This window comes from Nonomuraea sp. NPDC048881, from assembly GCF_040649795.1.
GTDB lineage: Bacteria > Actinomycetota > Actinomycetes > Streptosporangiales > Streptosporangiaceae > Nonomuraea.
Map to the genome: position 1 here is coordinate 661,052 of NZ_JBEZGC010000002.1, position 25,288 is coordinate 686,339.

Sequence of the window (25,288 nt, forward strand, 5' to 3'; positions counted from 1 at the left end):
CCACGGTCACCTTTCCTCCTTCCCGCAGAAACGGCCGGTAGCCCGCCCGCGGGCCGCCGCCGCGCAGGTCAGCTCCAGGGCGCCGTCGGGTACCAGATGAGGTCGCGGCGGGCCAGGATCCGGACGTCCCAGTACAGAAGGGTGAAGACCCCGGCCACGACGAGCGCCGCGCCGGTGATGAGGGCCAGGCGGGTCGGGGTGGCGGTCAGCCAGCGGTGCGCGCGGCCCCCGGTGGCCAGGGCGAGCAGCACGAACAGGACCGACATGACGACGATGTTGCCGGCCGACTGCAGCATGAACGCCAGCGCGCCGTACAGGGGGTTGTGGCTCTCGGCGGCGTCCCTGAAGAGCTGGCGGAACAGCGGGAACGGGCGGCCGATCAGGAAGCCGCCGATGAGCGCGCCCATGACGGCCATGCGGGCCCTCGGGTGACGGGCCAGCGGGTCGGGCAGGTAGCCGAGCGCGGCCAGGCCCAGGTAGAGGAAGGCCAGCCCGATCAGCCCGAACGTGACCATCGCCTGGATCAGGCCGGGGGACAGGGTGCCCGGCGCGGGCCTGGCCGTGGCGAACTGCGGCATGGCGGTGCCCACGATCCCCACCACGACGCCGTACGCGCCGGACACGGCCAGCGCGCCGGCCGCCAGCCAGCCGAGCGGGCGCAGCGTCCCGCGGATCCGTTCGCCGACCGACGGCCTGGCCCCGACCAGGGGCGCGACCGCGCCGAGCGCGGCGATGTTGCAGGCGGTGAACGAGCCCGCCAGGCCGGAGGCGAAGGCGAACACGATGCCGGAGAGCGTCCCGGCGATGGGGGTGGCGTCGGCGTCGCGGCCGAGCATCGTGTCGGCGACCGTCGAGCCGATCGTCTGGTCCACGAACTCGGCCGACCACACCACGGTCAGCAGGAATCCCGCCAGGGCGCTGAGCAGCAGCACGAGTCCGCGGCGGCGGGCGGGGGCGGAGTCGACGGCGGGGGTCGCGGCGAGGGGCAGGGTCATGGTGGTTCCCCTTCTCGTCCAGCGGGAGGCGGCGCCCGCGCACGGGCGGACGCCGGGCGTCCCGGGGGGGTGAACGTGTACACGCCGTGCAAGTTCTGTGACGACGGCCTGGACGTGATCAGGGCAGGGCGCCAGGCCGGACAAGGCCGGTTGGTGGGAACTCCGAACGGGATATTGCCACGTTTAGCACGAAATTCCGGGTAGTTAAAGGCGCCGCCCACCCCTGCCGGGACGTCACACCCTCCTGATCCGCACGCCGTTCCCGTTGACGACCCGCTGCGAGTGCCCGAGCCGGACGGTGAGCCCCGGCATCCCGGCCAGCGGGCTCACGTCGAGGTCGGGGCGCATGAGGAACAGGCTCAGGCTGCGCAGCTGAGGGAGCGCGGTGAGCGGCGACAGATCGGTCACGCCGGGGCACAGGGCCAGGGTCAGGGAGGAGAGCCGCGTCTGCCCGCGCAGCGGGCTGAGATCCGTCAGGGTCGGGCAGTGGCGCAGGCGCAGCCGGGTCAGGGAGAACCGGTCGAGCGGCGCGAGGTCGAGCCCGCCGACCCCGTCGAGGGACACCTCCGTGACGGCCGGGCAGGTCCGGCCGGCGGCGTCGAGGCAGGCGCCGGCCTCCGCGACGCCGTCCAGCCACAACCGCTGCAGCCCCCGCATCCCGGACAGCACCGAGCCGGGCAGCGGCAGGCCCTCGCGCCTGACGTGCAGCGACTCCAGCTCGTCCTGCCGGGCGAGCGGCGCGTGCCAGGACTCCCGATCGTCGTCGAGCAGGTCGATGAGGAGATCGTTCAGGCGGGGCAGCCGGTCGAGGAAGGCCGGATCGTCGAGCTGGACGCCCCACAGCCCCAGGTCGCGCAGATGCCGCAACTTCTCCAGGCAGGCCACGTCGACGGCGTGCGGCTCGTTGTAGAAGTACAGGCCGAGGTGGGTCAGCCGGGGCAGCGACTCCACCCCGTCCAGGGACCGGATCGGGGCGTCCTGCAGGCTCAGCGACTCCGTCTGCGGCATGTCGCGGAGGAACCGCAGGTCGGCGAGGGGAGTGGGCACGGTGACCCGCACGTCTGTCGCCTTCAGCAGGCAGGCGCTGCGCAGATGGCGGGCGCTGGAGAAGGTGACGTCCTCCATGTCGGCCAGGACGCGCCGGGCGTAGACGTCGGCGTCGAAGTACTCCCAGCCCTGGCGGAGCTGCTCCCGTACCTGCCACCGCGGGTCGGCGGCGTAGCCGGCCAGGCGGTCCAGGGCCTCCGGGCCGTTGATCAGGAACGTCGTGCGGACCGTCCACGCCGCGCGCCGCACCGGCAGGGCCGTCAGGTCGCGGGGCAGGCGGCGCAGGATCTCCTCGCCCGCCGCCGCCAGCAGGGTCGCCTCCTCCTCCGTACGCGGCGGGATCACCTCCGCCAGGCACGCCTCCACCCGGTCGCGCAGCCCCGCCGGGATCTCCTGGACGGTCTCCAGGCACGCGGCCACCAGCAGCCGCAGCCGGCGGGCGTGCTTGCCGCCCTGGTCGGCCCGGTCCAGCAGGCCGCGCAGCAGCTCACCGCGCAGCCGGCCGTTCGCGTGCCCGGCGGCCATCACCACGACCTCGCGCCACTGGTCCAGGTGGGCCCGCTCGACCGCGGCCTCGACGTCCTCGTCCTCCACGAGCTGCCCGGCGGCCAGGTACTCCTGCACGGTCCGGTGCGCGAAGTCGATCCGGCCGGGCACCGGCTCACGCAGCACGCCGCTCCTGCGCAGCAGGTGTTCCAGCACGTCGGAGGCGGTGTGTGAGACGCGGGTCATCGAGGCGAGCTTCTGCTCGACCCGGCGCAGCGCGGTCGACTTCGACAGCTCGGAACGGCCCATCGACACCAGCCGCCAGGCCAGGTCGCGCAGGATCCACACCTTCTGGCCGGGGTCGAGGGACACGTCGTCGTCGATCCGCCGCTCGGCGTCGCGGCGTTCCAGCAGCAGGCTGAGCACGGCGTCGTAGAAGCCCATCCGGCTGCGCGGCAGCTGGGTGCGGCGGTCGAGGTTGAGCGCGCACAACATGGCGGCCAGCAGCGGGGTCGAGGCGACCACGCCCAGGTGCGGATTGGACTCCATGCGGGCCAGCAGGGCGACCTCGTAGCCCTCCAGCTCGCCGGGCTCGCACGGCAGGCTCGGGCAGTCGCGCATCGCGACGTGCCACTGGCGGATCAGCTCCCGCTGGTCGTCGGGCGTCATCGGCTCCAGCGTGGACGCCGCGAACCCCTCGTCGGCCAGCCAGCGGGCGTCGGCGGCGGTCGGACGCGAGGTCACCACGACCCGCAGCCCGGGATAGGCCGCCAGCAGCCGCGACAACCACTCCCGCACGGCCGTCCGGTGCCGGACGAGCAGCTCGTCCACCCCGTCGACCAGCAGCAGGCCGCGGCCGGAGTCCAGCACGCGCTCCACCCAGCCGCGCGGCATGCGCCCGGCGACCTCCCGCGCGACGTCGTCGAGGAAGGCGGCGGGCGCGGGCAGCCGTCCCGACGAATGGCTCCTCAGCTTGATCATCAGCGGCACGCAGCCGTTCCAGGCGGCCAGGTCGCCCGAGAAGCCGCCGCGCGCGGCGGTCACCGCGAGCCAGCGCAGCAACGTGCTCTTGCCCGACCCCGCGTCGCCGCGCAGCAGCGTGAGCCGGGCGCGGCCGAGCGCCGACTCGATGCGCTCGGCGCCGCGCTCGGCGGGATGCCCGCCGGTGAGCGCGGCGATCGACAGCCGCTCCGGCGCGCGCCGCCCGCGCTCGCCGGAGGAGACGTTGAGGCTGATGTAGGCCATGCTCAGCGACGTGCGCGGGCGGTAGGACTCCACCCGGACGCCGAACAGCTCGACCTCGTCGAGGGTGCGGCTGGCGAAGCCGAGGTAGAGGCGTTCGAACGCGGCGTCGTCCTGGGTGCCCTCGGGGGCCTCCAGCGTGCGCTGCGGCAGCCTGGCGAGCAGCCGTTCCACGCCCTCGGCCAGGCCGCTCAGCCTGCCCAGCGTCTCGGTGGCGGCGCGCGGCACGTACTGGGGGAGCTGCCGCATCAGGCCGACCAGGCAGTCGACGGACTCGGCGAGCAGGACGGCGTACAGGCGGTCCTCGGCCTCCCCGAGGCGCGGTTCCGGGAGGGCGGCCAGGATGCGCTCGGCGAGCTTGGCCGGGTCGGCGTCGGACTCGAACAGCGCCTCGTCCGACAGGTCGGCGGCGCGCAGCGCGGCCACGGTCTCCAGCAGGACGGCGGCCCGCGCGGACTCGTCCAGCCCGCGGAACTCCTGCTCGATGAGGCGCGACAGCCGCCCCTCGACGGCCAGCGCGATGCCCTGGAGCTGGTTGTCGATCTTGCGTGGCGCCAGCCGGTCGCGAAAGCCGCTCTGGACCAGGTCCTTCAGCTCACTCGTCCGGTCCTTGCGCGCGGCCCGGACGGCCAGCCATTCGCGCATGGCGCGCTCCGCGACGCTCTTCCCAGCGGCGGTCAGGGCCGCCTCGATGCCCGGCATGCCTTCTATATAAGACGATCTTTACGATCACGCGGTAAAATCGGCGAAGTCGAACCCCGGCGACACGACGCAGCTCACCAGCACCGCCTCGTCACCCGCCGGGCGCGCGGACTGCCACACGCCGCCGGGCACGACCGCCTGCGGCACCTGCCCCCGCTCGACCAGCGGGCCCAGGACGACGTCGCGGTCTCCCACGGTCAGGCTCAGCGGGCCGCCCCGGTGCCACAACCACACCTCGTCGGACCTGACGACGTGCGGGACGGACTCCTCGCCCGGCTGGAGCAGGAAGTAGATGCCGGTGGCGCTCGCGCGCGGCCCCGGATAGCCGTCGGGCCGGACCGTGACGGGCGAGCGCCAGGTCTCGCGGTACCAGCCGCCCTCCGGATGGGGGAGCAGGTCGAGCGCGGCGGCCACGGGCGGCCGCTCGGCGAAGGCGACGGGCGCGCCGGTGACGTCGCGCCGCAGGAAACGGGTGCCGTCGAGGACGGCCTGGCCGTCGAGCGCGGCGGCCAGCGCCAGGGCGGCGGCCTCGTCGGCGACCTCGGTGGGCGCGCCGTCGGGATAGATCCTCAGCTCCACATGGCCGATCTTACGAGGGCCCGGGGCGCGCGGGGACCGCGTCCGGCGGACGGGCCGCCCGCCGCGCGAACTGTCGGTCGGCCTGGCTAGTCTGCGGCAGGTGATCGAACGGTGGAGCCTTGATCAGGTGCTCGCCCTCGCCCCCGACGCGTCGTCCAGGAAGGCGGCTCAGGGGGTGGCCGCGGCGGGCAAGTGGTCCTCGCGCGGCACGACGGGCAGCGTCCTGTACGGCGAGTGCGCGGGCAGCGGGTCCAAGCCCTACCTGGCGTGCGTCGACCTGACCGAGCCCGCCTACCGGTGCAGCTGCCCCAGCCGCAAGTTCCCCTGCAAACACGCGCTGGGCCTGCTGCTGCTGTGGTCGGCCGACGGCGTGCCCGCCGAGGAGGCCGCGCCGCAGTGGGTCACCGAGTGGCTCGACGGCCGCGCCGAGCGCGCCGCCAGGTCCGCGGCCCGCGCCGAGACCACTCGCGACGATGCCGCCGCGACCGGAGCTGGCGCTGGGGCCGCGACCGGCGCCGGCGCCGGGGCGGGGAAGGCGGAGTCGGTGCGGCAGGCGCGGGTGGGGGCCGGGCTGGCGGAGCTGGAGCGCTGGCTGGCCGACCAGATCCGCCAGGGCCTCGCGTCCTCCGCCGAGCACGACTGGGACGGCCTGGCCAAGCGCCTCATCGACGCCCAGGCCCCCGGCGTCGCCGGCCTGGTGTCCCGGCTGACCCAGGTGCGCGCGGAGGACGACTGGCCCGGCCGGCTCCTAGAGGAGTACGCGCTGATCAACCTGCTCGCCGTCGCCCACCGCCGCCGCGCCGAGCTGCCCGCGCCCCTGGCCGAGACCGTCCGCATCCGCACCGGTTTCCCGGTCACCCGGGAAGAGGTGCTGGCCGGGCCGGCGGTGCGCGACCACTGGCACGTGCTCGGCCGCCGCGACGACGAGCACGACCGGCTGACCGCCCGCCGCGTCTGGCTCAAGGGCCGCGCCACCGGCCGGGCGGCGCTGATCCTCTCCTTCGCCCCGCCCGGCCAGGCCCTCGACGCCTCGCTGGTCACGGGCACCACGATCGACGCCGACCTCGCCTTCTACCCCGGCGCCGCGCCCCTCCGCGCCCTCGTCGCCGCGCGCCACGACACCGACCCCTTTCCCGGCGAGGGCGCCCTGCCGGCCGGGGTGCCGGCCGGGGTGCCGGCCGGGGAGGCGCTGGAGGAGGTGGCGCGGGTGCTGGCCGACGATCCCTGGACCGAGTCGTGGCCGCTCGTGCTGGCCGGCGTCGTCCCCGGCCGCACGGCGGTCGGCGGGTTGCCGCTGCATCCCCGGGCCCGCGACCCCTGGCGGCTGATCGCCGTCTCGGGCGGCCGCCCCGTCACGCTGGCCGCCGAATGGACGCCTCAGGGCCTGCGCCCGCTCACCACCTACGACGACGACGGAACGGCGGTGCTCCTGTGACCTGGGACGACCTGGCCTCGACGGCCCTGGTGGGCACCGACCGCAGGCCGTACCGGGGAGACCTGCTGGCGGCCGCCGCCGTCGAGACGGCCCGGCGGCGCGCGGGCCGCGGCCCGGTCGAGGCCGCGCCGCCGTCCCCCGCCCCGGCGGAGGAGCTGCCCGCCGTGGGCAGGCGCGCGGCCGAGCGGCTGGTCCGGATCATGGGCGGCGACTACGACCGCCTGCTGCCCGAATGGCTGGCCGCGGCCGCCGCGACCGGCCGCAGGGTGCCCTGCGACGTGCTGCCCGACCTGCTCGAACGGGGCCGGCGCGACCGCTCGATCCGCGCCCACCTGGGCGTGCTGGCCGGGCAGCGCGGCCGCTGGCTGGCCGGCCTCAACCCGGCGTGGGGCTACCTGCTGGAGGAGCCCACCGGCGAGACCTGGGAGCTCGGCGGCCCCGCCGACCGCCGCGCCCACCTGCGCGCCCTGCGCGCCGCCGACCCCGCCGCGGCCAGGGAGCTGCTGGAGAGCACCTGGGAGCGGGAGACGCCCGACGACCGGGCCGAGTTCGTCGAGCTGCTGGCCGACGGGCTCGCCATGGGCGACGAGCCGTTCCTGGAGGCCGCGCTCGACGACCGCCGCCGGGAGGTCCGCCAGGCCGCCGCCAACCTGCTGACCCGGCTGCCCGGCTCCCGCCTGTCCAGGCGCATGGCCGAGCGGGCGCGAGCCTGCGTGTCGATCTCCGGCTCGGCCATCGCCGTCGAGGCGCCCCTGGAGTGCGACCGGGCGATGGAGCGCGACGGCGTGCGTCCCAAGCCGCCGCGCGGCATCGGCGAGCGGGCCTGGTGGCTGCAGCAGATCCTGGCCCGCGCCCCGCTGGGCTTCTGGGGCCGGCCGCCGTCCGCGCTGCTGAAGATGCGCATCCCCGACTGGGACGCCGAGGTGAAGGCCGCCTGGGTCCGGGCCGCGGTGCTGCAGAAGGACCCGGAGTGGGCACGCGCGATGTTCGGCTGGGACCCGATCGCCGACCTGCTCGAAGCGCTCCCGCCCGCCGAGCAGCAGGAGCTCGCCGCGGGCTTCGTCCAGAAGCACGACCTCGACAGCCAGTTGATCATGGTGCTCGGCGGCGTCTCGTCCCATTGGCGGGAGGGCCTGGCCACGGCCGTCCTGCACAAGATCGTCAAGGTGGCGGCCGTCCAGCCGTGGAACCTCGGCGAGCTGGTCAAGCTGGCGGGCGAGCACATCGACCCCGCGCTGTTCCCGCTGGCCGAGAGCTACTCGCCGGTGGCGCCGATCCAGCAGGTCGCCGCCCTCCTGCGTTTCCGTGCCGACATGTACAAGGAGCTCGCATGACCGTCCTGCGTCCCCACGCCGAAGACCAGTACGCCGAGGAACTGGCCTACCTGGCCAAGGACGACGACCGCCCCCGGCCCCCCGGCTGGAAGTTGTCGCCGTGGGCGGTGACCCGCTACATCCTGGGCGACGACGACCGCGTCACCCCCAAATACGTCGGCGCCCGCCGCATCGTCGAGGTCGCCGTGGCCACGCTCGCGACCGATCGCGCGCTGCTGCTGCTCGGCGTGCCCGGCACGGCCAAGACGTGGTTGTCGGAGCATCTGGCCGCCGCCGTCAGCGGCGACTCGACGCTGCTCGTCCAGGGCACCGCGGGCACCGCCGAGGAGGCCGTCCGGTACGGCTGGAACTACGCCAGGCTGCTGGCCGAGGGCCCCTCGTTCGAGGCGCTGACCCCCTCGCCGGTCATGCGGGCCATGGCCGAGGGGCGGGTCGCCCGCGTCGAGGAGCTGACCCGCATGCCGTCCGACGTCCAGGACGCGCTGATCACCGTCCTGTCGGAGAAGACGCTGCCGATCCCCGAGCTCAACCGCGAGGTCCAGGCCGAGCGCGGCTTCAACGTCATCGCCACCGCCAACGACCGCGACCGGGGCGTCAACGAGCTGTCCAGCGCCCTGCGCCGCCGGTTCAACACCGTCGTGCTGCCCATGCCCGCCAGCGCCGAGGAGGAGGTGCACATCGTCGCCCGCCGCGTCACCCAGCTCGGCCGCTCGCTGGAGCTGCCGGAGACCTCCACCGGCCTGGCCGAGATCAGGCGCGTGGTGACCGTCTTCCGCGAGCTGCGCGCCGGCGTCACCGAGGACGGCCGCACCAAGGTCAAGTCGCCGAGCGGCACCCTGTCCACGGCCGAGGCGATCTCGGTGCTCACCAGCGGCATCGCGCTGGCCGCCCACTTCGGCGACGGCGTGCTGCGGCCCTCCGACGTCGCGGCCGGGATCGTCGGCGCGGTGGTGCAGGAGCCGGTCTCCGACCGGGTGGTGTGGCGCGAGTACCTGGAGACCGTGGTGCGCGAGCGTCCCGACTGGCGCGACTTCTACCGCGCCTGCCGCGAGGTGTCATGAGCGCCGTCTCCGTGCTGGGCGTGCGCCACCACGGCCCCGGCTCGGCCCGCGCGCTGCGGCGCGAGCTCGAACGCCTGCGCCCCGACGCGATCCTCGTCGAGGGGCCGCCGGAGGCCGACGCGATCGTGGCGCTCGCCCCCGACCTGGAGCCGCCGGTCGCGCTGCTCGCGCACGTGCCCGGCGCGCCGGCCAGGGCCGCGTTCTGGCCGTTCGCGCAGTTCTCGCCCGAATGGCAGGCGATCCTGTACGGCGTCGCGGCCGGCGTCCCGGTGCGCTTCTGCGACCTGCCCGCCGCCCACTCCCTGGCCGACGACGAGGAGCACGAGGAGCACGACGAGTCCGGCGACGGACTGCGGGCCGACCCGATCGGCGCGCTGGCCGCCGCGGCCGGGCACGACGACCCGGAACGCTGGTGGGAGGACGTCGTCGAGCACCGCGGCGACACCCCCTTCGAGGTGATCGCCGAGGCCATGGCCGCCGTGCGCGAGGGCCATGTGCCGGCCGGCCGGGAGGCCAGGCGCGAGGCGTACATGCGCAAGGCGCTGCGGGCCGCGATCAAGGAGGGGTTCGGCACGATCGCGGTGGTCTGCGGCGCCTGGCACGTGCCCGCGCTCGCCGGGCCGCTGCCCCCGGCCGCCGCCGACAACGCGCTGCTGCGCGGCATGCCGAAGGTGAAGGCCGAGCTGACGTGGGTGCCCTGGACGTACGGGCGGCTGGCCTCCTGGAGCGGCTACGGCGCGGGCATCACCTCGCCGGGCTGGTACCACCACCTGTTCACCGCCCCCGACCGGCCGGTCGAGCGCTGGCTCACCGAGGCCGCCGCCGTGCTGCGCGAGGAGGGGCTGCCGGTCTCCTCCGCGCACGTCATCGAGTCCGTCCGCCTGGCCGACACCCTGGCCGGGCTGCGCGGCAGGCCGCTGGCCGGGCTGGGCGAGGTGACCGAGGCGGCCAGGGCGGTGCTGTGCGAGGGCGACGACCTGGCCGTCGAGCTGATCCAGCGGCGGATGGTCGTCGGCGACCGGCTCGGCCACGTCACCGACGGCACCCCGATGGTCCCGCTCCAGCGCGACCTGCGCGAGCAGCGGCGGCGGCTGAAGCTGCGGCCCGAGGCCCTCGACCGGGAGCTCGACCTCGACCTGCGCAAGCCGCTCGACCTGGAGCGCAGCCACCTGCTGCACCGGCTGCGGCTGCTGGAGGTGGGCTGGGGCACGCCGGGGCAGGCGCGCGGCAAGGGCACGTTCCGCGAGTCCTGGACGTTGCAGTGGCGGCCCGAGCACGACCTCGCGCTCATCGAGCACGCCGCCCTCGGCACCACCGTCGCCGCCGCGGCCGCGCGGCGCGCCCGCGACCTGGCCGGGGCCGCGTCGGCGGCGCTCGCCGACCTGACCGCGCTGGTGGAGCAGTGCCTGCTGGCCGACCTGCCGCAGGCGCTGCCCGGCGTGCTGGCCGCGCTGTCGGCCAAGGCGGCGCTGGACACCGACGTCACCCAGCTGATGGCGGCGCTGCCCGCGATGGTCCGCGCCCACCGGTACGGCGACGTGCGCGGCACCTCGGCCGAGGGGCTGGCGGTGATCGTGCGCTCGATGCTCGACCGGATCTGCGTCGGGCTGCCGGTCGCGGTCACCGCGCTCGACGACGACGCGGCGGCCGAGCTGCTCAAACACGTCGACGCCGTGCACGCCGCCGTCGCCCTGCTCACCGAACCCCCCACCGCCCCGCCGCCGCCCATGGCGGCCGACGCGGCCGGGGCGTACGGCGGCGCTGAGGCGGCGGAGGCGGACGGCGAGGGGCCCGCGGTGGGGACGGACGGCGGCGGCGGCGCGGGGGAGGCGGACGGCGGGGCCGGCGGTTCGCCGCGGGCCCGGTGGCTGGGCACCTTGCGGGGCATCGCCGACCGGCAGGACCTGCACGGGCTCATCGAGGGCCGGCTCACCCGCGTCCTGCTCGACTGCGGCGAGCTCGCCGACGCGGGCGACCGCATGTCCAGGGCCATGTCCCGGGGGCAGACCCCGGTCAGGGCGGCGGCCTGGGTCGAGGGGTTCCTGTCCGGCGGCGGCCTGCTCCTGGTGCACGACCCGCGCCTGCTGGGCCTGGTCGACGCCTGGCTGACCGCGCTGCCCGCCGACCAGTTCACCGACGTGCTGCCGCTGCTGCGCCGCACGTTCGGCGGCTTCGCCGTGCCGGAGCGGCGGGCCGTCGGCGAGCGGGTGAGCGCGGCGGGCCGCGCAGGCGGCACCGGCGGCGCCGGCGACGGGAACGAGCCGGACATCGACGAGCGGCGCGCGGCGGGAGCCGTGGCGACCGTGCTGGCGATCATCGGGAGAGACCGTGGATGAGCGCATGCGCAGGTGGCGGCTGGTGCTCGGGGGCGGCGACGCCGACGGCACCGGCTGCGCCCTGCAGGGTGCCGACGCGCAGATGGACGCGGCCCTGGCCGCCGTCTACGACCACGACGGCCGCGAGGGGCAGAGCCGGCGCGAGGGCGGCCTAGGGGCGTCCGCGCCGCGGGTGGCCCGCTGGCTGGGCGACATCCGCACGTACTTCCCGTCCACGGTCGTCCAGGTCATGCAGAAGGACGCGATCGAGCGGCTGAACCTCACCCGGCTGCTGCTCGAACCGGAGATGCTGGAGGCCGTGGAGCCCGACGTGCACCTGGTCGGCACGCTGCTGGCGCTCAACCGGGTGATGCCCGCGCAGGCCCGCGAGTCGGCCAGGGCGGTGGTGCGCAAGGTCGTCGAAGAGCTCGAACGCCGGCTGGCCGACCGCACCCGGGCGGCGGTGACGGGCGCGCTCGACCGTTCGGCGCGCACCCACCGGCCCAGGCGGGTGGCCGACATCGACTGGGACCGGACGATCCGGGCGAACCTCAAGAACTACCTGCCCGACCGGAACACGGTCGTCCCGTCGCGGCTCGTCGGCTACGCCCGCCGGCAGCGGTCGGTGCAGCGCGAGGTGGTGCTCTGCATCGACCAGAGCGGTTCGATGGCGGCCTCGGTGGTGTATTCGAGCGTGTTCGGGGCGGTCCTGGCCTCGATGCGGTCGCTGAAGACGTCGCTGGTGGTGTTCGACACGGCGGTGGTCGACCTGACCGAGCAGTTGCACGATCCGGTCGAGCTGCTGTTCGGCACCCAGCTCGGCGGCGGCACCGACATCAACCGGGCGATCGCCTACTGCCAGGGCCTCGTCACCCGCCCGGCCGACTCCGTCTTCGTCCTGGTCAGCGACCTGTACGAGGGCGGCGTGCGCGAGGAGATGCTGCGTCGGGTGGCGGCGATGACCCAGGCCGGCGTGCAGGTGATCGTGCTGCTCGCGCTCTCCGACGAGGGCGCGCCCTTCTACGACCACGACAACGCCGCCGCGCTGGCCGCGATGGGCGTGCCCGCGTTCGCCTGCACCCCCGACGCCTTCCCCGACCTGATGGCCGCCGCCATCGAACGCCGCGACATCGCGCGCTGGGCCGAACGCCACGTCGGCACCTGAGCAGGGCACGCGGAAGACGGCGGCTCCGGACGCCGCGTCAGCAGCTGACCCGGGCGCGCGGACGGCCGCGGCTCCACCCCCGCAGGGGAGCCGCGGCCGGGCCGGCGCTCAGTGGCCGGCCTGTTCGGGGCGGGCCTTGCGCGGCATGAGGAACGACAGGGCGAACGTCACGGCCAGCAGCCCGACCTCGACCCAGACGGTCACCTGCATCGCCGAGCCGAAGCTCCACTCCTGCTTGAGCAGGTTGAAGAAGAGCGTGCCGAGCACGGCGGTGCCGAGCGCGCCGCCGAGCTGCTGGACGGCGGTCATCGTGCCCGAGGCCGACCCCGACTCGTGCGGCTCGACGCCGGCCAGCACGATGTCGAAGAACGGCGCCATGGTCAGGCCCATGCCGATGCCGACCAGCGCCAGCCCGGGGGCGAGCTGCCAGACGCCGACGTCGGTGCCGGCCAGCTGGATGGTCACCCCGAGCACGGCGGCGCCGGCGGCCATGACGACCACGCCGATCTGCAGCAGCCCGCGGCCCAGCCTCTCCTGGAGCCCGGACATGGCCAGGCCGAAGCCGAGCACGCCGCCGACCGCCTGGGGAAGGCTGGCCAGGCCCGCCTTGAGCGGGCTGAAGTGCAGGCCGGCCTGCATGTAGATGCTGAAGACCAGGCTGAGGCCGATCATGCCGGAGAAGAACGCCAGACCGGCCACCAGGCCGCCGGAGAAGGCCCGCTTGCGGAACAGGCTGGGCGTGACCAGCGGGTCCTTGCCGGACGCCGCGCGGCGCGACTCGTACCGGCCGAACAGGGCGAAGACGACCAGCGAGGCGGCCATCGAGACGAACGTCCAGGCGGGCCAGTCGAGCTCCCGGCCCTGGATCAGCGGGTAGATCAGCAGGAACCCGGCCACGGAGACCAGGCCGACGCCGACCAGGTCGAGCCTGGTGGCGTTCGAGAGGCGGTACTCGGGCAGGAAGCGGATGCCGGCGACGGCGGCGGCCAGGCCGATCGGCAGGTTGATCAGGAAGATCATGCGCCAGCCGGTGCCGAAGAAGTCGGCGTCGACCAGCCAGCCGGCCAGCACGGGGCCGCCGACCGACGAGATCGTCATGACGGGCCCGAACATGCCGAACGCCTTGCCCATCTCCTGCGGCGGGAACATCTCCTTGATCAGCCCCAGCCCCTGTGGCAACATCACGGCGCCGAACAGGCCCTGCAGCACGCGGCTGGCGATGAGCATCTCGGGGCTGCCCGCCACGCCGCACAGCAGCGAGGCGGCGGTGAAGCCGAAGGCGCCGATGAGGAACATGCGCTTGCGGCCGAACAGGTCGCCGAGCCGCCCGCCGGTGACCAGGCCGACGGCCATGGCCAGTGTGTAACCGGCGCCGAGCCACTGCACGAGGCTGTCGCTGCCGCCCAGGTCGGCGCGGATGGTGGGGGCGGCGATCGTGGTGATCAGCGCGTCGAGCAGGTCCATCACCTCGGCGGCCAGGATCACGAAAAGGGCGGCCCAGCGCCACCGGTAGGGCGCGACGGCCTCCGTGGCCTGCCCCGCATTGGTCACTGTCACAGGAACTCCTTCAGAACGCCGTTCTTAGGTACGAACACTGTTCGTTTACGAACACCGTTTTAGTGGCGAACACCGTTCGTGTCAAGTACAGTGTTCGCCATGGGGAGCAAGGAAGAAGCCGTGCCGGTGCCGCCGTGGCGCAAGTCCCGCAAGCAACCGCAGATCAGGCGGCAGCTCAGCCAGGACCTCATCGTCGAGACCGGGCTGCGCGTCCTCGACGCCGAAGGGCTCGACGCGCTCAGCATGAGACGCGTCGCCCAGGAGCTCGACACCGGCCCCGCCTCGCTGTACGCGCACGTGGCCAACAAGGAGGAGCTGCTCGAACTGGTCTACGACCGGGTGCTCGGCGAGATCCGCCTGCCCGAGCGCGACCCAGGCCAGTGGAAGGACCAGCTCAGGTCGTACGCGCTGGAGGTCTACCGGGTGCTGAACAAGCACGCCGACGTCGCCAGGGCGGCCCTGGCGAACATCCCCTCGGGCGGCAACTCCCTGCGCACCGGCGAGTTCGTCTACGGGCTGCTGCTGGAGGCCGGCATGCCGCCGCGCGAGGCCGCCCTGTGCCTCGACCGCCTGTCCCTCTACCTCATCGGCGACGCCTACGAGGGCTCGGTGCACATCAGCCGGATGCGCGCCGCGGGCGTGGCCTCGCAGGAGGAGTACTTCGCCTCCTTCGCCGGCCAGATCGCCGACTACTACCGGGGACTGCCGCGCGACCGTTTCCCGTACCTGGTCGAGCACATCGACGACCTGATCGACGCCGGCGGCGAGGAACGTTTCCGCTACGGCCTGGAACTGCTGCTCGACGGCATCGAGTCACGCATGCCTTAGGCCCAATTGCCTAGGCCCCGCGCCCGATGTGCCGGTCCCGGCTTCCTCGTAGCTTTACCGTCATGACTACGACTGTTGATCCGATCGAGGACGTCGCCCCGGCCCCGGCCGGGGTGTTGTCCGCGCAGTACCGGGCGCTCAGCGTCGGCCTGGTCGCGCTCGTCATGCTGGTGGCCTTCGAGGCGATGGCGGTGGCGACCGCGATGCCGATCGTGGCCCGCGACCTTGGCGGCATGTCCCTGTACAACCTGGCCTTCAGCGCCACCCTCGCGGCCAGCGTGATCGCGACCGTGCTCGGCGGCAGGTGGAGCGACGTGCGGGGGCCGGTGCAGCCGATCGCCGTCGGCGTGGTCGCCTTCGTGGCCGGGCTGCTGGTCGCCGGGTTCGCGCCCACGATGGAGGTGCTGGTCGCCGGGCGGTTCGTCCAGGGGCTCGGCGCCGGGCTGATCCAGGTCTCCCTGTACGTGCTGGTCGCCCGGGTCTTCCCGGGGGCCATGCATCCCAAGGTGTTCGCGTTGTTCTCGGCCGCCTGGGTGGTGCCCTCCATGATCGGCCCGGCCATCGCCGGGTTCGTCGTGGAGAACGTGAGCTGGCGTTGGATCTTCCTCGGCGTCTCCGCGCTGGTCATCCCCGCGGCTCTGCTGCTGTGGCGCGGCACCGCGGGCCGCTCGGCCGAGCGCGGCTCCGCCGAACCCGCCCCGGGCCTCGGCCGCAAGCTCGTCTGGGCCACGCTGACCGCCGTCGCCGCCGCCCTCATCCAGTACGGCAGCGCCCTGAAGCTGGCCGGCCTGCCGCTGCTCGTGGCCGGCGTCGTCCTGCTGGCCGTGGCCCTGCCCAAGCTGCTGCTGCCCGGCTCGCTGCGCGCCGCCCGCGGCCTGCCGACCGCCCCCGTGCTGCGCGGCCTGGCCTACGGCTCGCTCATGGCCGCCGAGGTGCTCATCCCGCTCATGCTGATGAACGAGCGCGGCCTGACCGCCACCGGCGCGGGCGTCGTCCTCACGGTGGGGGCGCTCGGCTGGTCCACCGGCTCCTGGATCAAGGGCCGCGGCACGATCAGCCACATGGTCGCCATCCGCGGCGGCGCCGCGATGATCGCCGTCGGCATCGCGCTGGTCTCGCTCGTGCTCGTCGACTCCCTGCCCATCGCGGTCGCCTACGTCGCCATGGCCGTCTCCGGCCTCGGCATCGGCGCGCTGCACCCCACGGTGTCCGTGCTGGTGCTGGAGATGTCCAAGGAGGGCGAGGAAGGGCAGAACAGCGCGGCCGTGGGCGTCGGCGAGTCGGTGTTCACCGTCGTGGCCGTCGCCGTCAGCGGCGCCCTGTTCACCGCCACGGGCGAGAACTACGCCGTGGGGCTCGGATTCACCGTCGTGCTCGCCGTCCTGGCCGTCGTGCTGGCCCCCCGTTTTGTGCAGTCCGCCAAGGCAGGCACTATGGAAGGGACCGCGTCATAGTGATGAGAACGTCATAGTGCTGAGAACGCTGCCAAACGCATCGGCGTGGACGGCCTTCACCAGGCGCGACGACTCTCTCGTCATGGCTTAAGGGGGGTTCATGCCGCGAGTGCGGGAGCTGGAGGTCTTCCGGCTGGTCCTGCCGTACGGCGCGAGGTCGGAGAGCCTGCTCGTCAAGCTCACCGACCACGGCGGCATGACCGGCTGGGGCGAGGCCGTCTCGCCGGAGCCCAAGGCCTGGTCGCGGCTGGAGGAGTCGCTGGCCGCGCTGCTGATCGGCGTCGACTGGGAGCACCCCGACGCCGTGCCGAGCGGCGATCCGGCCGTCGACATGGCGTGCTGGGACCTGTGGACCAGGATGCGCGGCGTGCCGCTCGCGCACGCGATCGGCGGCACCCGCACCTCGGTGATGGCCACCGTGCGCCTGGCGCCCGACCCGTCCGTCGAGAGCCTGGTCGCCCGCGTCAACCAGCAGGTCTGCGCCGGTTACGGGCACGTCACCCTCGACATCAGGCCCGGCTGGGACGTCGAGCCCGTACGCGCGGTCCGGCGCGCCTACCCCGCCCTGACCCTGGCAGTCGACGGCGGCAACGCCTACACCGACCTCGGCCAGCTCGTCGCCCTCGACTCCTACGGCCTGGAGGTCATCGAGCGGCCCTTCCCGCTCGGCGACGTGCACGCGCACGCCGCGCTCCAGGACGACGTGGCCGCCTCGGTCGCCGTCGAGGTGCGCTCGACCGCCGAGCTGGACGACTACCTGACCCTGCGCGCCGCCAGGGTGCTCCTGCTGCGCCCCACCGCCTTCCCGTCGTTGTCGGAGGCCCGGCGGGCGCACGACCGGGCCGCCGCCGCCGGCTGGGACATCCAGTGCGCGGGCGGCCAGGGAGCCGGCCTGGCCAGGGCGGCCACGGTGGCGGTCGCCAGCCTGCCCGGCTGCACGCTGCCGTGCGACGTCACCCAGCCGCCGAAGCAGAACCAGATCGTCACGCCGCTGGTGGGCGCGAACGCGGGCGTCATCGCCGTCCCGCTCACCCAGCCCGGCCTGGGCCACACCATCGACGAGACCCGCCTCGGCCGCCTGGCCAAGGAGTCCTTCCACGCATGACCGGCCCGCACGACCCGCATGACCGACCCGGAGAGCCGATGACCGAGCGCGACCCCGACGCCGACGCCAGGCGGCTGGCCGCCCGATCGCTGGCCGCCGACGACCCGACCGGCTGGTTCGAGCACCTCTACGCCGAGTCGGCGACCGGCGACGCGATCGTGCCCTGGGACTCGCGCACCCCGCACTTCCTGCTCGTGGAGTGGACCGCCGGACGCGGCCCCGGCGGCGGGCGGGCGCTCGTGGTGGGCGCGGGCCTGGGCGACGACGCCGAGCACGTGGCGGCCCTCGGTCACGCGACGGTCGCCTTCGACGTGAGCGCGTCGGCCGTGCGCCTGGCCCGCGAGCGGTTCCCGGACAGCCCGGTCGACTACGTCACCGCCGACCTGCTCGACCCGCCCGCCGCCTGGCGGCACGCCTTCGACCTGGTGGTGGAGATCATGACCGTGCAGGCCCTCCCGGAGGAGCTGCACGCCCGCGCCACCGAGAGCGTCGCCGGGTTCGTCCGCCCCGGGGGCACACTGCTGGTGATCGCGTCCGGCCGCGAGGACGGCGGGCCGGTCGGCGCCCCGCCGTGGCCGCTGACGGCGTCGGAGATCGCGGCGTTCGCGACCGGCGGGCTGACGGCTGAGCGGATCGAGGACCTGCGCGACGGCGGACGCCACCGCTGGCGCGCCACCTTCCGCCGTCCCCGCTGACCCCCGCTGACCCCGCCGGTCCCCGCTCCCGCTACGCCGCCTCGTACAGCGTCTCCATGGCCAGCCGCTCGCGCACGGCCAGGTCGTACAGCAGCGTCCCCGCCTGGTCGAGCGGCTGTTGCCGGCCGGTCTCCCCGGCCTGGGCCAGCAGGTCGGCCACCTCGCTCCACTTGGGCGCCAGCGCCATGTACGCCTGGCAGGCCGTCTCCAGGGCCTTGCCGGGCGCGATCATCTGGGCCTCGGCCAGGAACTCGGTGTAGAGGTTGCGGAAGAACGCGCCGCCCGTGCCGCCCCGCTCCATGAGGTTGGCCGTACGCGTGAGCTGCGCGGTCGGCCCGCGCTCCAGCCAGGTGGGGATGAGCGCGGCGGCCTGCTCGATGCCCCGGTAGCCGATGTTCCTCATCGCCGGGTTGAGGAAGGCGGCGGCGGTGGACCGGACGGCCGTCCTGACGGACTGCGGCAGGTCGGGCTCGGCGCACGGCCCCAGCGTGTACGACAGGTTGTGCGCCGTCATCGGCCCGGTCGCCGCGCGGGCCCGTTCGAGCGAGTCGAGCGGGACCCGGTTGCGGGTGCCCTGCTGGGCGGTGTCCACGAGGTGGGCGTGGCCCTCGTCGTAGCCGACCATCGCCACGTAGTGGCCGCCGAAGTGGTAGGGCGTCCTGATGTAGTCGAGGTGGAAGCAGTCGAGCCGGATCCCGACGGGGGTGCCCTCGTCGAGGTGCCGGCGGACGTTCGACCAGGCCGTGATGGGGGAGGAGGTCTCCTGCGTGTCCAGCGTGAACCCGAGCGCGGTGGCCAGCTTCTCGGTCAGCGCGTGCGGCTTGACCCGTCCGCCGATCAGCGGGACGTCCAGCGAGCCGCTGTCCCAGTAGATGAAGCTCAGCCCTTCGCCCAGCCCGAACAGCATCGCCTCCGACAGCTCCACGCCCGCGTGCCGCAGCAGCGTGCCGGCGGTGGTCGTCTCACAGTGACGCCCTTCGAAGGGCGGAACGAGATCGATGAGCACAAGCCCAGTGTGCAGGATGACCTGCGGATTCACCTGCCGGGCGGCCCGGCGTGCCACGGAAAACCGGTGGAAGCACCCCGAGGTGCGCACGGGATGATGGGCGCATGAACACCTTGGTCGCACCTCCTGCCCGCACGGGCGCCGAACGGCTGCCCGATGGCCGCCTCCTGGGCTGGGCCGAGTGGGGGCCGCCGGACGGGAGGCCGGTCCTGCTCTCCCCGGGGGCCGCCACCAGCCGCCGGCTCGGCATGGGCGCGGCGGCGCCCGACGACCTCGGCGTGCGCCTGATCTCCCTGGACCGGCCCGGCCTGGGGGCCTCCACCCCCGCGCCGGGCCGCACGTTCGCCGGGTTCGCCGCCGACGTCGAGGTCTTCGCCGGGCTGCGCGGCCTCGGGCGTCCGGCCATGGTGGGCAACTCGCAGGGCGCGCCGTTCGCGCTCGCCTGCGCCGCCGCCGGCGTGACCGGCGCGCTGGCCCTGGTCTCGGCCGCCGACGAGGTGGCCGACGCCCGCTTCGCCGGCGTGCTGCCCGCCGAGCTGCGGCAGCTGACGGAGCTGTCCACGCACGACCCCGAGGCGGCCGAGCGGATCTTCGCGGGCTTCACCCCGCAGGCGATGTGGGACCTGGTGATGGGCGGCAGCCCGGCCTGCGACCTGGCCGTCTACCAGCGGCCCGAGTTCGCCGCCGGATACCGCGAGGCGCTGGCGGAGGCGTTCGCGCAGGGGCCGGCCGGTTACGCCCGCGACACCGTCCTGGCGATGGGCCGCTGGGGCGTCGACCTGTCGTCGATCACGGCGCCGGTCGACGTCTGGTACGGCGAGCACGACGCCACCCACTCGCCCGACCTGGGGGAGGGCCTGACCGCCCGCATCCCGGGAGCCGTGCGGCACGTCGTGCCCGGCGCCGGCGGCGCGCTGCTGTGGACGCACCCCCACCAGGTCCTGCGCGTCCTGCTGGACCGCAGTCCGGCCTCAGCCCACCGGTGAGTCCTGGGCGAAGGTGATCACCATGTACCGGCCGTTGGAGTAGCTGACCACCGGCCGGCCGAGCAGCTCGCCCACCTTGCGGGCGACCCCCTGGAACACCTCCACCAGCTCGGCGCTGTCGGCGCTCACCCTGAACCGGCCGTTCTCGGCCAGCTGCTGGGCCACGAGGGGGACGAACCCGGCCTCGGCCCGCACTCTCTCCTCGGCGTCGAGAGGGGTGCGCCGGACGGCGGGCGAGCTGCCGAGGGGGTGGGACATCGCGAATCTCCTCCAGGTTTGCCGGGTCCCCCAGCATGCCATCCGTGACCGGGGTCGTCAGGGCGTCCGGCTCAACCCGCGCCGCATCCCTCGGTGAGCCCCTTGGTCGGCGGCGCGGAGGGCTTGCCGGACTTCCCGGGGGCGGGTCCGTCCGTGGCGGACGGGCTCGCCGACGGGGTCGCCGAGGCGGCGACGGCGGACGTGGTCGCGGCCGAGTCGCGCACGGCCTTGGCGGTCAGCCGGCGGATCTTGTCCCAGTCGGGGTAACCGGTGCGGATCAGCGGCGGCACGAACTGCAGGCTCGTCACCTTCGCGTTCTTGACCTTGAGCGCCAGCGGCACCAGGTTCGTCAGCATCGAGCGCGGGATGTCGGTCCTGATCAGCTCCTTGGCGGCCAGCGCGATCCGGTTGAACCGGGCCAGCACGGTCGCCGGGTCGGCCTGGTCCAGCAGCGCGCCGAGCACGCAGCGCTGCCGCCGCATCCTGGTGTAGTCGTCGCTGAAGGTGCGGGAGCGGGCGTACCACATCGCGTCGGCGCCCTTGAGCTTCCTGGTGCCGGCCTTGACCAGGCCCTCGTTGTACTTGCCGAACACCACGTCCTGCTCGACGGTGAGCGTGATGCCGCCGATGGCGTCGATGAGCCGGGCGAAGCCCCACATGTTGACCAGGGCGTACCAGTCGATCTTCAGGTCGAGGGTGTAGCCGATGGTGTCCATGAGCACCTGCGGGCCCTGCTGCCGGCGGCCGCCGAAGATCTCCGGGTGGGCGTCGGCGTACTCCCAGACGCTGTTGAGCAGGTCGCTGCGGCCGCCGCCGGGGTCGGGCGGCAGGCGGAAGCCATCGGGGAATCGCTGGGCCATGGGCGTGCCGGGGCGGAAGCGCACGTTCTCCAGGTTGCGCGGCAGGCTGACCAGCACGGTGTTGCCGGACTTCACGTCGATGCTGGCCACGTTCATGCTGTCGGTGCGCACGCCGGTGCGGTTGTCGTCGGCGTCGCCGCCGAGGAGCAGGATGTTGACCCGGTCGCGCCCGGCCCATGGGTCCCGCGGCGGCTCCTGCCCGTCCGGGACGGCGGGTTCGGCCGGCTCGGGGCCGGTGAAGATGTCGCCGAGGGTCTGCTGGGACGTCCACACGTACTGCGCGACCAGCCCGAACGGCACCACCACGGCGACGGCGAGCAGCCCCGCGAGGGTGCCGGCCAGGATCTGGCCGTTCTGCGGCAGCCGCCCGGGACGCAGCACCACGAAGGAGTGCACGATCACCGCGAACCAGGCGACGCCCAGCGCCGCGGCTCCGACGACGATCGCGGTCAGCCACGAGTCCTGGGTCAGCGAGCCCAGCAGGTTGTCGGTCGTCAGCGCGAGTGCCAGCAGCGCCAGCAGGCCGGCGAAGTAGCACGACAGCAGGATCAGGCCGGCCGTGCGCCGGCCGGCACGCAGATGGGCGGCCCCGGGCGCCAGCGCCGAGAGCGCCAGCCAGCCGAGGACCGCTCCCGCGCTCACCGGTTCCTTACCCTGCACGGCATCCCCGTTCCCCGAACTCCACCGTAACCCGCAGGCACGGACAGCGCGGGCAGCCTACGCATTGGATGCGAAATATGTCTTTATCGGAGGGTGAACATCGGTAACCGAATAAGATTCGGGTCATGGCCTTCTCCGAGATCGCGTACCACGTGGCCGATCGCGTCGCCACCATCACACTGTCTCGCCCCGAGCGGCTCAACGCCTTCACCTTGACCATGCGCGCCGAGCTGATCAGCGCGTTCGACCTCGCCGACGCCGACGACGACGTGCGCGCGGTGGTCGTCACGGGAGCCGGGCGGGCCTTCTGCGCTGGGGCCGACCTGGGCGGCGGCGGGGGCACGTTCGGCCACCGGGCGGAGGCCGAGCCGGCCGAGCTGATCGAGGGCGCGCCGCGCGACGGCGGCGGCACGGTCGCGCTGCGGATCGCCGCCTCGCTCAAGCCCGTCATCGCCGCGATCAACGGCCCGGCGGTGGGCGTGGGCGTCACGATGACGCTGCCCATGGACGTCCGGCTGGCCGCCGAGAGCGCCAGGTTCGGGTTCGTGTTCGCCCGGCGCGGCATCGTCACGGAAGCGGCGTCGAGCTGGTTCCTGCCCCGGGTGGTCGGCATCTCCCGGGCCATGGAGTGGGCGGTGACCGGCCGGGTCTTCCCCGCCGCCGAGGCGCTGGAGGGCCGCCTGGTCTCGCGGGTGCTGCCGGACGAGGAGCTGCTGCCCGCCGCGTACGCGCTGGGCCGCGAGATCGCCGACAACACCTCGGCCGTCTCCGTCGCCGCCGTGCGCAGGCTGATGTGGTCGGGCCTGTCGGCCGCCTCGCCGTGGGAGGCGCACGCCGCCGACTCCAGGCTCATGGCCGAACTCGGGGGCGCGGCCGACACGGTGGAGGGGGTGACGGCGTTCCTGGAGAAGCGTCCGGCCGACTTCCCGATGAAGGTGAGCACCGACCTTCCGCCCGGCGTCCCCACATGGCCGGACAATCCATATTCTGTCTGATATGTACGAGATCACCGTTCTCCCCATGCAGCCCGACTTCGAGGGCGAGGTCGTCGCGACCCTGATCTCCAGGAAGACCGGTTCGCGCAGGGCGGTGCTCTACGTCCACGGGTTCACCGACTACTTCTTCCAGGACCATCTGGCCGACCACTACGTCCAGCGCGGCATCGACTTCTACGCCCTCGACCTGCGCAAGTACGGCCGCTCACTGCTCCCGCACCAGACCAGGGGGCTGATCAGGAGCGTCACCGACTACTTCCCCGAGATCGACGAGGCAGTCCGGCTCATCCGCCGCGACCACGACGAGCTGACCGTCAACGCCCACTCCACGGGCGGCCTGATCGCCGCGCTGTGGGCGGACCGGGTCCGCGGCCGGGGCCTGGTGCAGGGGCTCGTGCTCAACAGCCCGTTCCTCGACCTCAACGTGCCGGCCCCGCTCCGGCTGGCCGCCGACCTGCTCAAGACCCCGATGTCCTACGTCCGGCGGCCGCTGCCCCTCGGCATCAGCACCGCCTACGGCCAGAGCCTGCACCGCACCGAACAGGGCGAATGGGACTACGACCTGGACCTCAAGCCGCTGGTCGGGTTCTCCGTGCACGCCATGTGGCTGGCCGCCATCCGGCGGGCCCAGCGGCGGCTGCACCGCGGGCTGGCGGTGGACGTGCCGGTGCTCGTCCTGGCCTCCTCCACGGGCCTGCGGGTACGCGACTTCGTGCCCGAGGCGCGCTCGGCCGACATCGTGCTCGACCCGGAGCACATGGCCCGCTGGGCCACCTCGATCGGCCCCCACGTCACCTGCGTGCGCATCCAGGACGGCGTGCACGACCTGGTGCTGTCGGCCGAGCCCGCGCGCAAGCAGGTCTTCGCCGAGCTCGACCGCTGGATGAACGCCTACCAGGGCACCTCCACCCAGGGCACCTCCACCTCGGGCACTTCCTACCAGGGGAACGAGAACAGGCCGTAGTAGGCCGCCGCCACCAGGAGCAGCCCGGTGCCGCCGAGCACGCCGCCGATCGCCACGTACTGCCACCGCGTGGGCTGCATGCCCTCGCGCAGCGCCGACACGTACGCGGCCACCGCCGTGACCTCCTGGACCAGCATGAGCGCGGCCAGCACGCGGACCACCAGCCAGCCCGCCAGCACGGCCGGCCAGGCGCCCGCCTGGTTCACCGAGAACAGCACCAGCAGCATGATGAACGCCACGACCGAGGCCAGCAGGCCGAGGCCCGTCCACGCCATCCTGCGCAGCCTGCGCCTGATCGGCGGCCACAGCCGGGCGTTGGTCTCGACCGGCTCCCTGCCGTGGCCGCGCAGCCGGACGACCATCGCCGCCACCGGGCCGGCCACGTACCCGACGGCGGCCAGGCAGATGGTCAGCCCGAGCATCGTGCCGCCCGCGTACCAGGGGGCCGCGGGCACGTCGCTGGCCTCGAACCGCTGGACCGGCGTGCTGCCCGCCATGTGCGCCGACGGCCTGGCGGTGCCCGGCAGGCCGGTGATCCAGTTGGCCAGCGTCTCCAGGTAGCCCTTGGTGAACGGGCCGCCGTTGACCCGCATCGCGTGGTCGCCCTTGTCCATGAAACGGATCGTGTACCGGTCGTTGCCCGCCTCGGTGAGCGCCGTGACCAGCGCCTTGGTGGACTCCACGAAGGGGATCGAGGGGTCGGTCGTGCCGTAGAACGCCAGGACCGGCTGCTTGACCTGACGTAAGGCCGGCATCGCGTCGTAACGCAGGAAGGTGAAGCCCACGCCGCCCATCGCCCTGGTCAGCAGGTCGCGGGCGCCGATGGGGGCGTGCAGCCGCAGCAGCTGCTCGTTCAGGGCCCAGGCGACCTGCCGCAGCGGCGAGACGTTCGGCGAGGAGACCAGCACCGCGAAGCCGACCGCCGCGCTCTTCGCCGCCGCGATCGGGACGACCCAGCCGCCCTCGCTGACCCCCCACAGCCCGACGCGCGAGGCGTCCACCTCCGGCCGGGTGCGCAGGTACTCCACCATGCGCAGCGCGTCGTCGGCCAGCAGCCCGAAGTCGCGGTCGCGGAAGTCGTAGCCGACCGTGCGCTTGTCGAACGCGATCGTCGCCACGCCCGCCCTGGCCAGGAACTCCGCCTGCGGCGTGAACTCCGTCCGCGACCCGTTGCCCGACCCCGACACGAACACCATCGCCGGGTGCGGGCCGGGCGAGAGCGGCACGCGTAAGGTGCCCTCCAGGCGCTGGCCTTCGGCCGGCAGCGAGATCTCCTCCCGCCGCACGGGGGCTGCCGCGACCACCGGGCGCAGCTCGTCGGCCGGTTGCGGGGGAATCGCGGCGAACGCCGGATCCGCCTTCAGCGGCGGCGGGTCGAACGCGGGCGGCAACACGTAGCCGACCGACGCGAGAGCCACCAGCACCAGGCCGGCGGCGACGCTCAAGGTGCCACGGCCAGTGCGCATCGGCCTCCCCATGTGCGTTGGTTTGCCCGCTGATCATCCAGCCTACTCCCGGCTTCTGTGACGGGAGGGGCCGCATTTGTCGGTGAGAGATGT

20 protein-coding genes are annotated in these 25,288 nt (G+C 73.9%); 12 read left to right on the plus strand and 8 right to left on the minus strand.

Annotated elements, in window-relative coordinates; genetic code table 11:
* Positions 1-68: 68 nt before the first annotated feature.
* The 3 genes from AB0C33_RS08685 to AB0C33_RS08695 all read right to left on the minus strand — a co-directional run bounded on the left by AB0C33_RS08685 (position 69) and on the right by AB0C33_RS08695 (position 5,051).
* Positions 69-995 carry a hypothetical protein gene (locus AB0C33_RS08685; protein WP_358285041.1) on the minus strand — a complete coding sequence of 309 codons (927 nt, stop codon included), beginning with the start codon at positions 993-995 and terminating at the stop codon, positions 69-71.
* 234 nt (positions 996-1,229) lie between these two features.
* Positions 1,230-4,472 (minus strand): NACHT domain-containing protein, encoded by a 3,243-nt coding sequence (locus AB0C33_RS08690; RefSeq protein WP_358285043.1) that lies wholly within the window; start codon positions 4,470-4,472, stop codon positions 1,230-1,232.
* 27 nt (positions 4,473-4,499) lie between these two features.
* Positions 4,500-5,051 (minus strand): cupin domain-containing protein, encoded by a 552-nt coding sequence (locus AB0C33_RS08695; protein WP_358285045.1) that lies wholly within the window; start codon positions 5,049-5,051, stop codon positions 4,500-4,502.
* A 100-nt stretch (positions 5,052-5,151) separates the two neighbouring features.
* Between AB0C33_RS08695 and AB0C33_RS08700 the strand changes: the two genes are divergently transcribed.
* Genes AB0C33_RS08700 through AB0C33_RS08720 form a run of 5 tightly spaced genes read left to right on the plus strand, consistent with a single transcriptional unit; the run spans position 5,152 to position 12,361 of the window.
* Positions 5,152-6,486 carry an SWIM zinc finger family protein gene (locus AB0C33_RS08700; protein ID WP_358285047.1) on the plus strand — a complete coding sequence of 445 codons (1,335 nt, stop codon included), beginning with the start codon at positions 5,152-5,154 and terminating at the stop codon, positions 6,484-6,486.
* Entirely contained in the window at positions 6,483-7,820 is a 1,338-nt protein-coding gene (locus AB0C33_RS08705) for a DUF5691 domain-containing protein (RefSeq protein WP_358285049.1), read from the plus strand. Before AB0C33_RS08700 ends, AB0C33_RS08705 begins: the two co-directional genes overlap by 4 nt.
* On the plus strand, positions 7,817-8,881 hold the full coding sequence (locus AB0C33_RS08710; RefSeq protein ID WP_358285051.1) for an AAA family ATPase: 1,065 nt from the start codon (positions 7,817-7,819) through the stop codon (positions 8,879-8,881). The genes AB0C33_RS08705 and AB0C33_RS08710 overlap by 4 nt, the downstream gene beginning before the upstream one ends.
* Positions 8,878-11,217 carry a DUF5682 family protein gene (locus tag AB0C33_RS08715; RefSeq protein WP_358285053.1) on the plus strand — a complete coding sequence of 780 codons (2,340 nt, stop codon included), beginning with the start codon at positions 8,878-8,880 and terminating at the stop codon, positions 11,215-11,217. The genes AB0C33_RS08710 and AB0C33_RS08715 overlap by 4 nt, the downstream gene beginning before the upstream one ends.
* 4 nt (positions 11,218-11,221) lie before the next feature.
* Entirely contained in the window at positions 11,222-12,361 is a 1,140-nt protein-coding gene (locus tag AB0C33_RS08720; RefSeq protein WP_358285975.1) for a VWA domain-containing protein, read from the plus strand.
* 108 nt (positions 12,362-12,469) lie between these two features.
* Here AB0C33_RS08720 and AB0C33_RS08725 read toward each other — a convergent pair whose 3' ends face one another.
* On the minus strand, positions 12,470-13,918 hold the full coding sequence (locus AB0C33_RS08725; RefSeq protein ID WP_358285055.1) for a DHA2 family efflux MFS transporter permease subunit: 1,449 nt from the start codon (positions 13,916-13,918) through the stop codon (positions 12,470-12,472).
* A 99-nt stretch (positions 13,919-14,017) separates the two neighbouring features.
* Between AB0C33_RS08725 and AB0C33_RS08730 the strand changes: the two genes are divergently transcribed.
* The 4 genes from AB0C33_RS08730 (at position 14,018) to AB0C33_RS08745 (ending at position 18,000) form a co-directional block, all read left to right on the plus strand.
* Positions 14,018-14,746, plus strand: a complete 729-nt coding sequence (locus AB0C33_RS08730; RefSeq protein ID WP_358285057.1) for a TetR/AcrR family transcriptional regulator C-terminal domain-containing protein — start codon at positions 14,018-14,020, stop codon at positions 14,744-14,746.
* Between the two features lie 62 nt (positions 14,747-14,808).
* Positions 14,809-16,200 carry an MFS transporter gene (locus tag AB0C33_RS08735; protein WP_358285058.1) on the plus strand — a complete coding sequence of 464 codons (1,392 nt, stop codon included), beginning with the start codon at positions 14,809-14,811 and terminating at the stop codon, positions 16,198-16,200.
* Between the two features lie 100 nt (positions 16,201-16,300).
* Positions 16,301-17,305, plus strand: coding sequence for an enolase C-terminal domain-like protein (locus AB0C33_RS08740; protein WP_357964663.1), 1,005 nt, complete (start codon positions 16,301-16,303; stop codon positions 17,303-17,305).
* A gap of 38 nt (positions 17,306-17,343) precedes the next feature.
* Positions 17,344-18,000 carry a class I SAM-dependent methyltransferase gene (locus tag AB0C33_RS08745; RefSeq protein ID WP_358285060.1) on the plus strand — a complete coding sequence of 219 codons (657 nt, stop codon included), beginning with the start codon at positions 17,344-17,346 and terminating at the stop codon, positions 17,998-18,000.
* Between the two features lie 31 nt (positions 18,001-18,031).
* Here the strand turns inward: AB0C33_RS08745 and AB0C33_RS08750 are convergent, their stop codons facing one another.
* Positions 18,032-19,006 carry a BtrH N-terminal domain-containing protein gene (locus AB0C33_RS08750; protein ID WP_358285063.1) on the minus strand — a complete coding sequence of 325 codons (975 nt, stop codon included), beginning with the start codon at positions 19,004-19,006 and terminating at the stop codon, positions 18,032-18,034.
* Between the two features lie 104 nt (positions 19,007-19,110).
* Here AB0C33_RS08750 and AB0C33_RS08755 point away from each other — a divergent pair, with 104 nt between their 5' ends.
* The gene (locus AB0C33_RS08755) at positions 19,111-19,992 is read left to right on the plus strand and encodes an alpha/beta hydrolase (RefSeq protein WP_358285064.1); all 882 of its coding nucleotides are present in this window, start codon (positions 19,111-19,113) and stop codon (positions 19,990-19,992) included.
* Here AB0C33_RS08755 and AB0C33_RS08760 read toward each other — a convergent pair.
* Positions 19,978-20,250 (minus strand): hypothetical protein, encoded by a 273-nt coding sequence (locus AB0C33_RS08760; RefSeq protein WP_358285066.1) that lies wholly within the window; start codon positions 20,248-20,250, stop codon positions 19,978-19,980. The two genes, AB0C33_RS08755 and AB0C33_RS08760, sit on opposite strands and share 15 nt — an antisense overlap.
* A gap of 71 nt (positions 20,251-20,321) precedes the next feature.
* Positions 20,322-21,752, minus strand: a complete 1,431-nt coding sequence (locus AB0C33_RS08765) for an LCP family protein (RefSeq protein ID WP_358285069.1) — start codon at positions 21,750-21,752, stop codon at positions 20,322-20,324.
* Between the two features lie 143 nt (positions 21,753-21,895).
* On the opposite strand from AB0C33_RS08765, the gene AB0C33_RS08770 reads away from it, so the two are divergent.
* Both AB0C33_RS08770 and AB0C33_RS08775 read left to right on the plus strand, forming a co-directional pair.
* On the plus strand, positions 21,896-22,765 hold the full coding sequence (locus tag AB0C33_RS08770; RefSeq protein WP_358285072.1) for an enoyl-CoA hydratase-related protein: 870 nt from the start codon (positions 21,896-21,898) through the stop codon (positions 22,763-22,765).
* 1 nt (position 22,766) lies between these two features.
* A complete protein-coding gene (locus AB0C33_RS08775) occupies positions 22,767-23,729 on the plus strand; it encodes an alpha/beta hydrolase (protein WP_358285092.1) in 963 nt (320 codons plus the stop codon).
* On the opposite strand, the gene AB0C33_RS08780 is transcribed toward AB0C33_RS08775, so the two are convergent.
* Positions 23,702-25,195 (minus strand): prolyl oligopeptidase family serine peptidase, encoded by a 1,494-nt coding sequence (locus tag AB0C33_RS08780; RefSeq protein ID WP_358285095.1) that lies wholly within the window; start codon positions 25,193-25,195, stop codon positions 23,702-23,704. The genes AB0C33_RS08775 and AB0C33_RS08780 overlap by 28 nt on opposite strands.
* Positions 25,196-25,288: the final 93 nt, after the last annotated feature.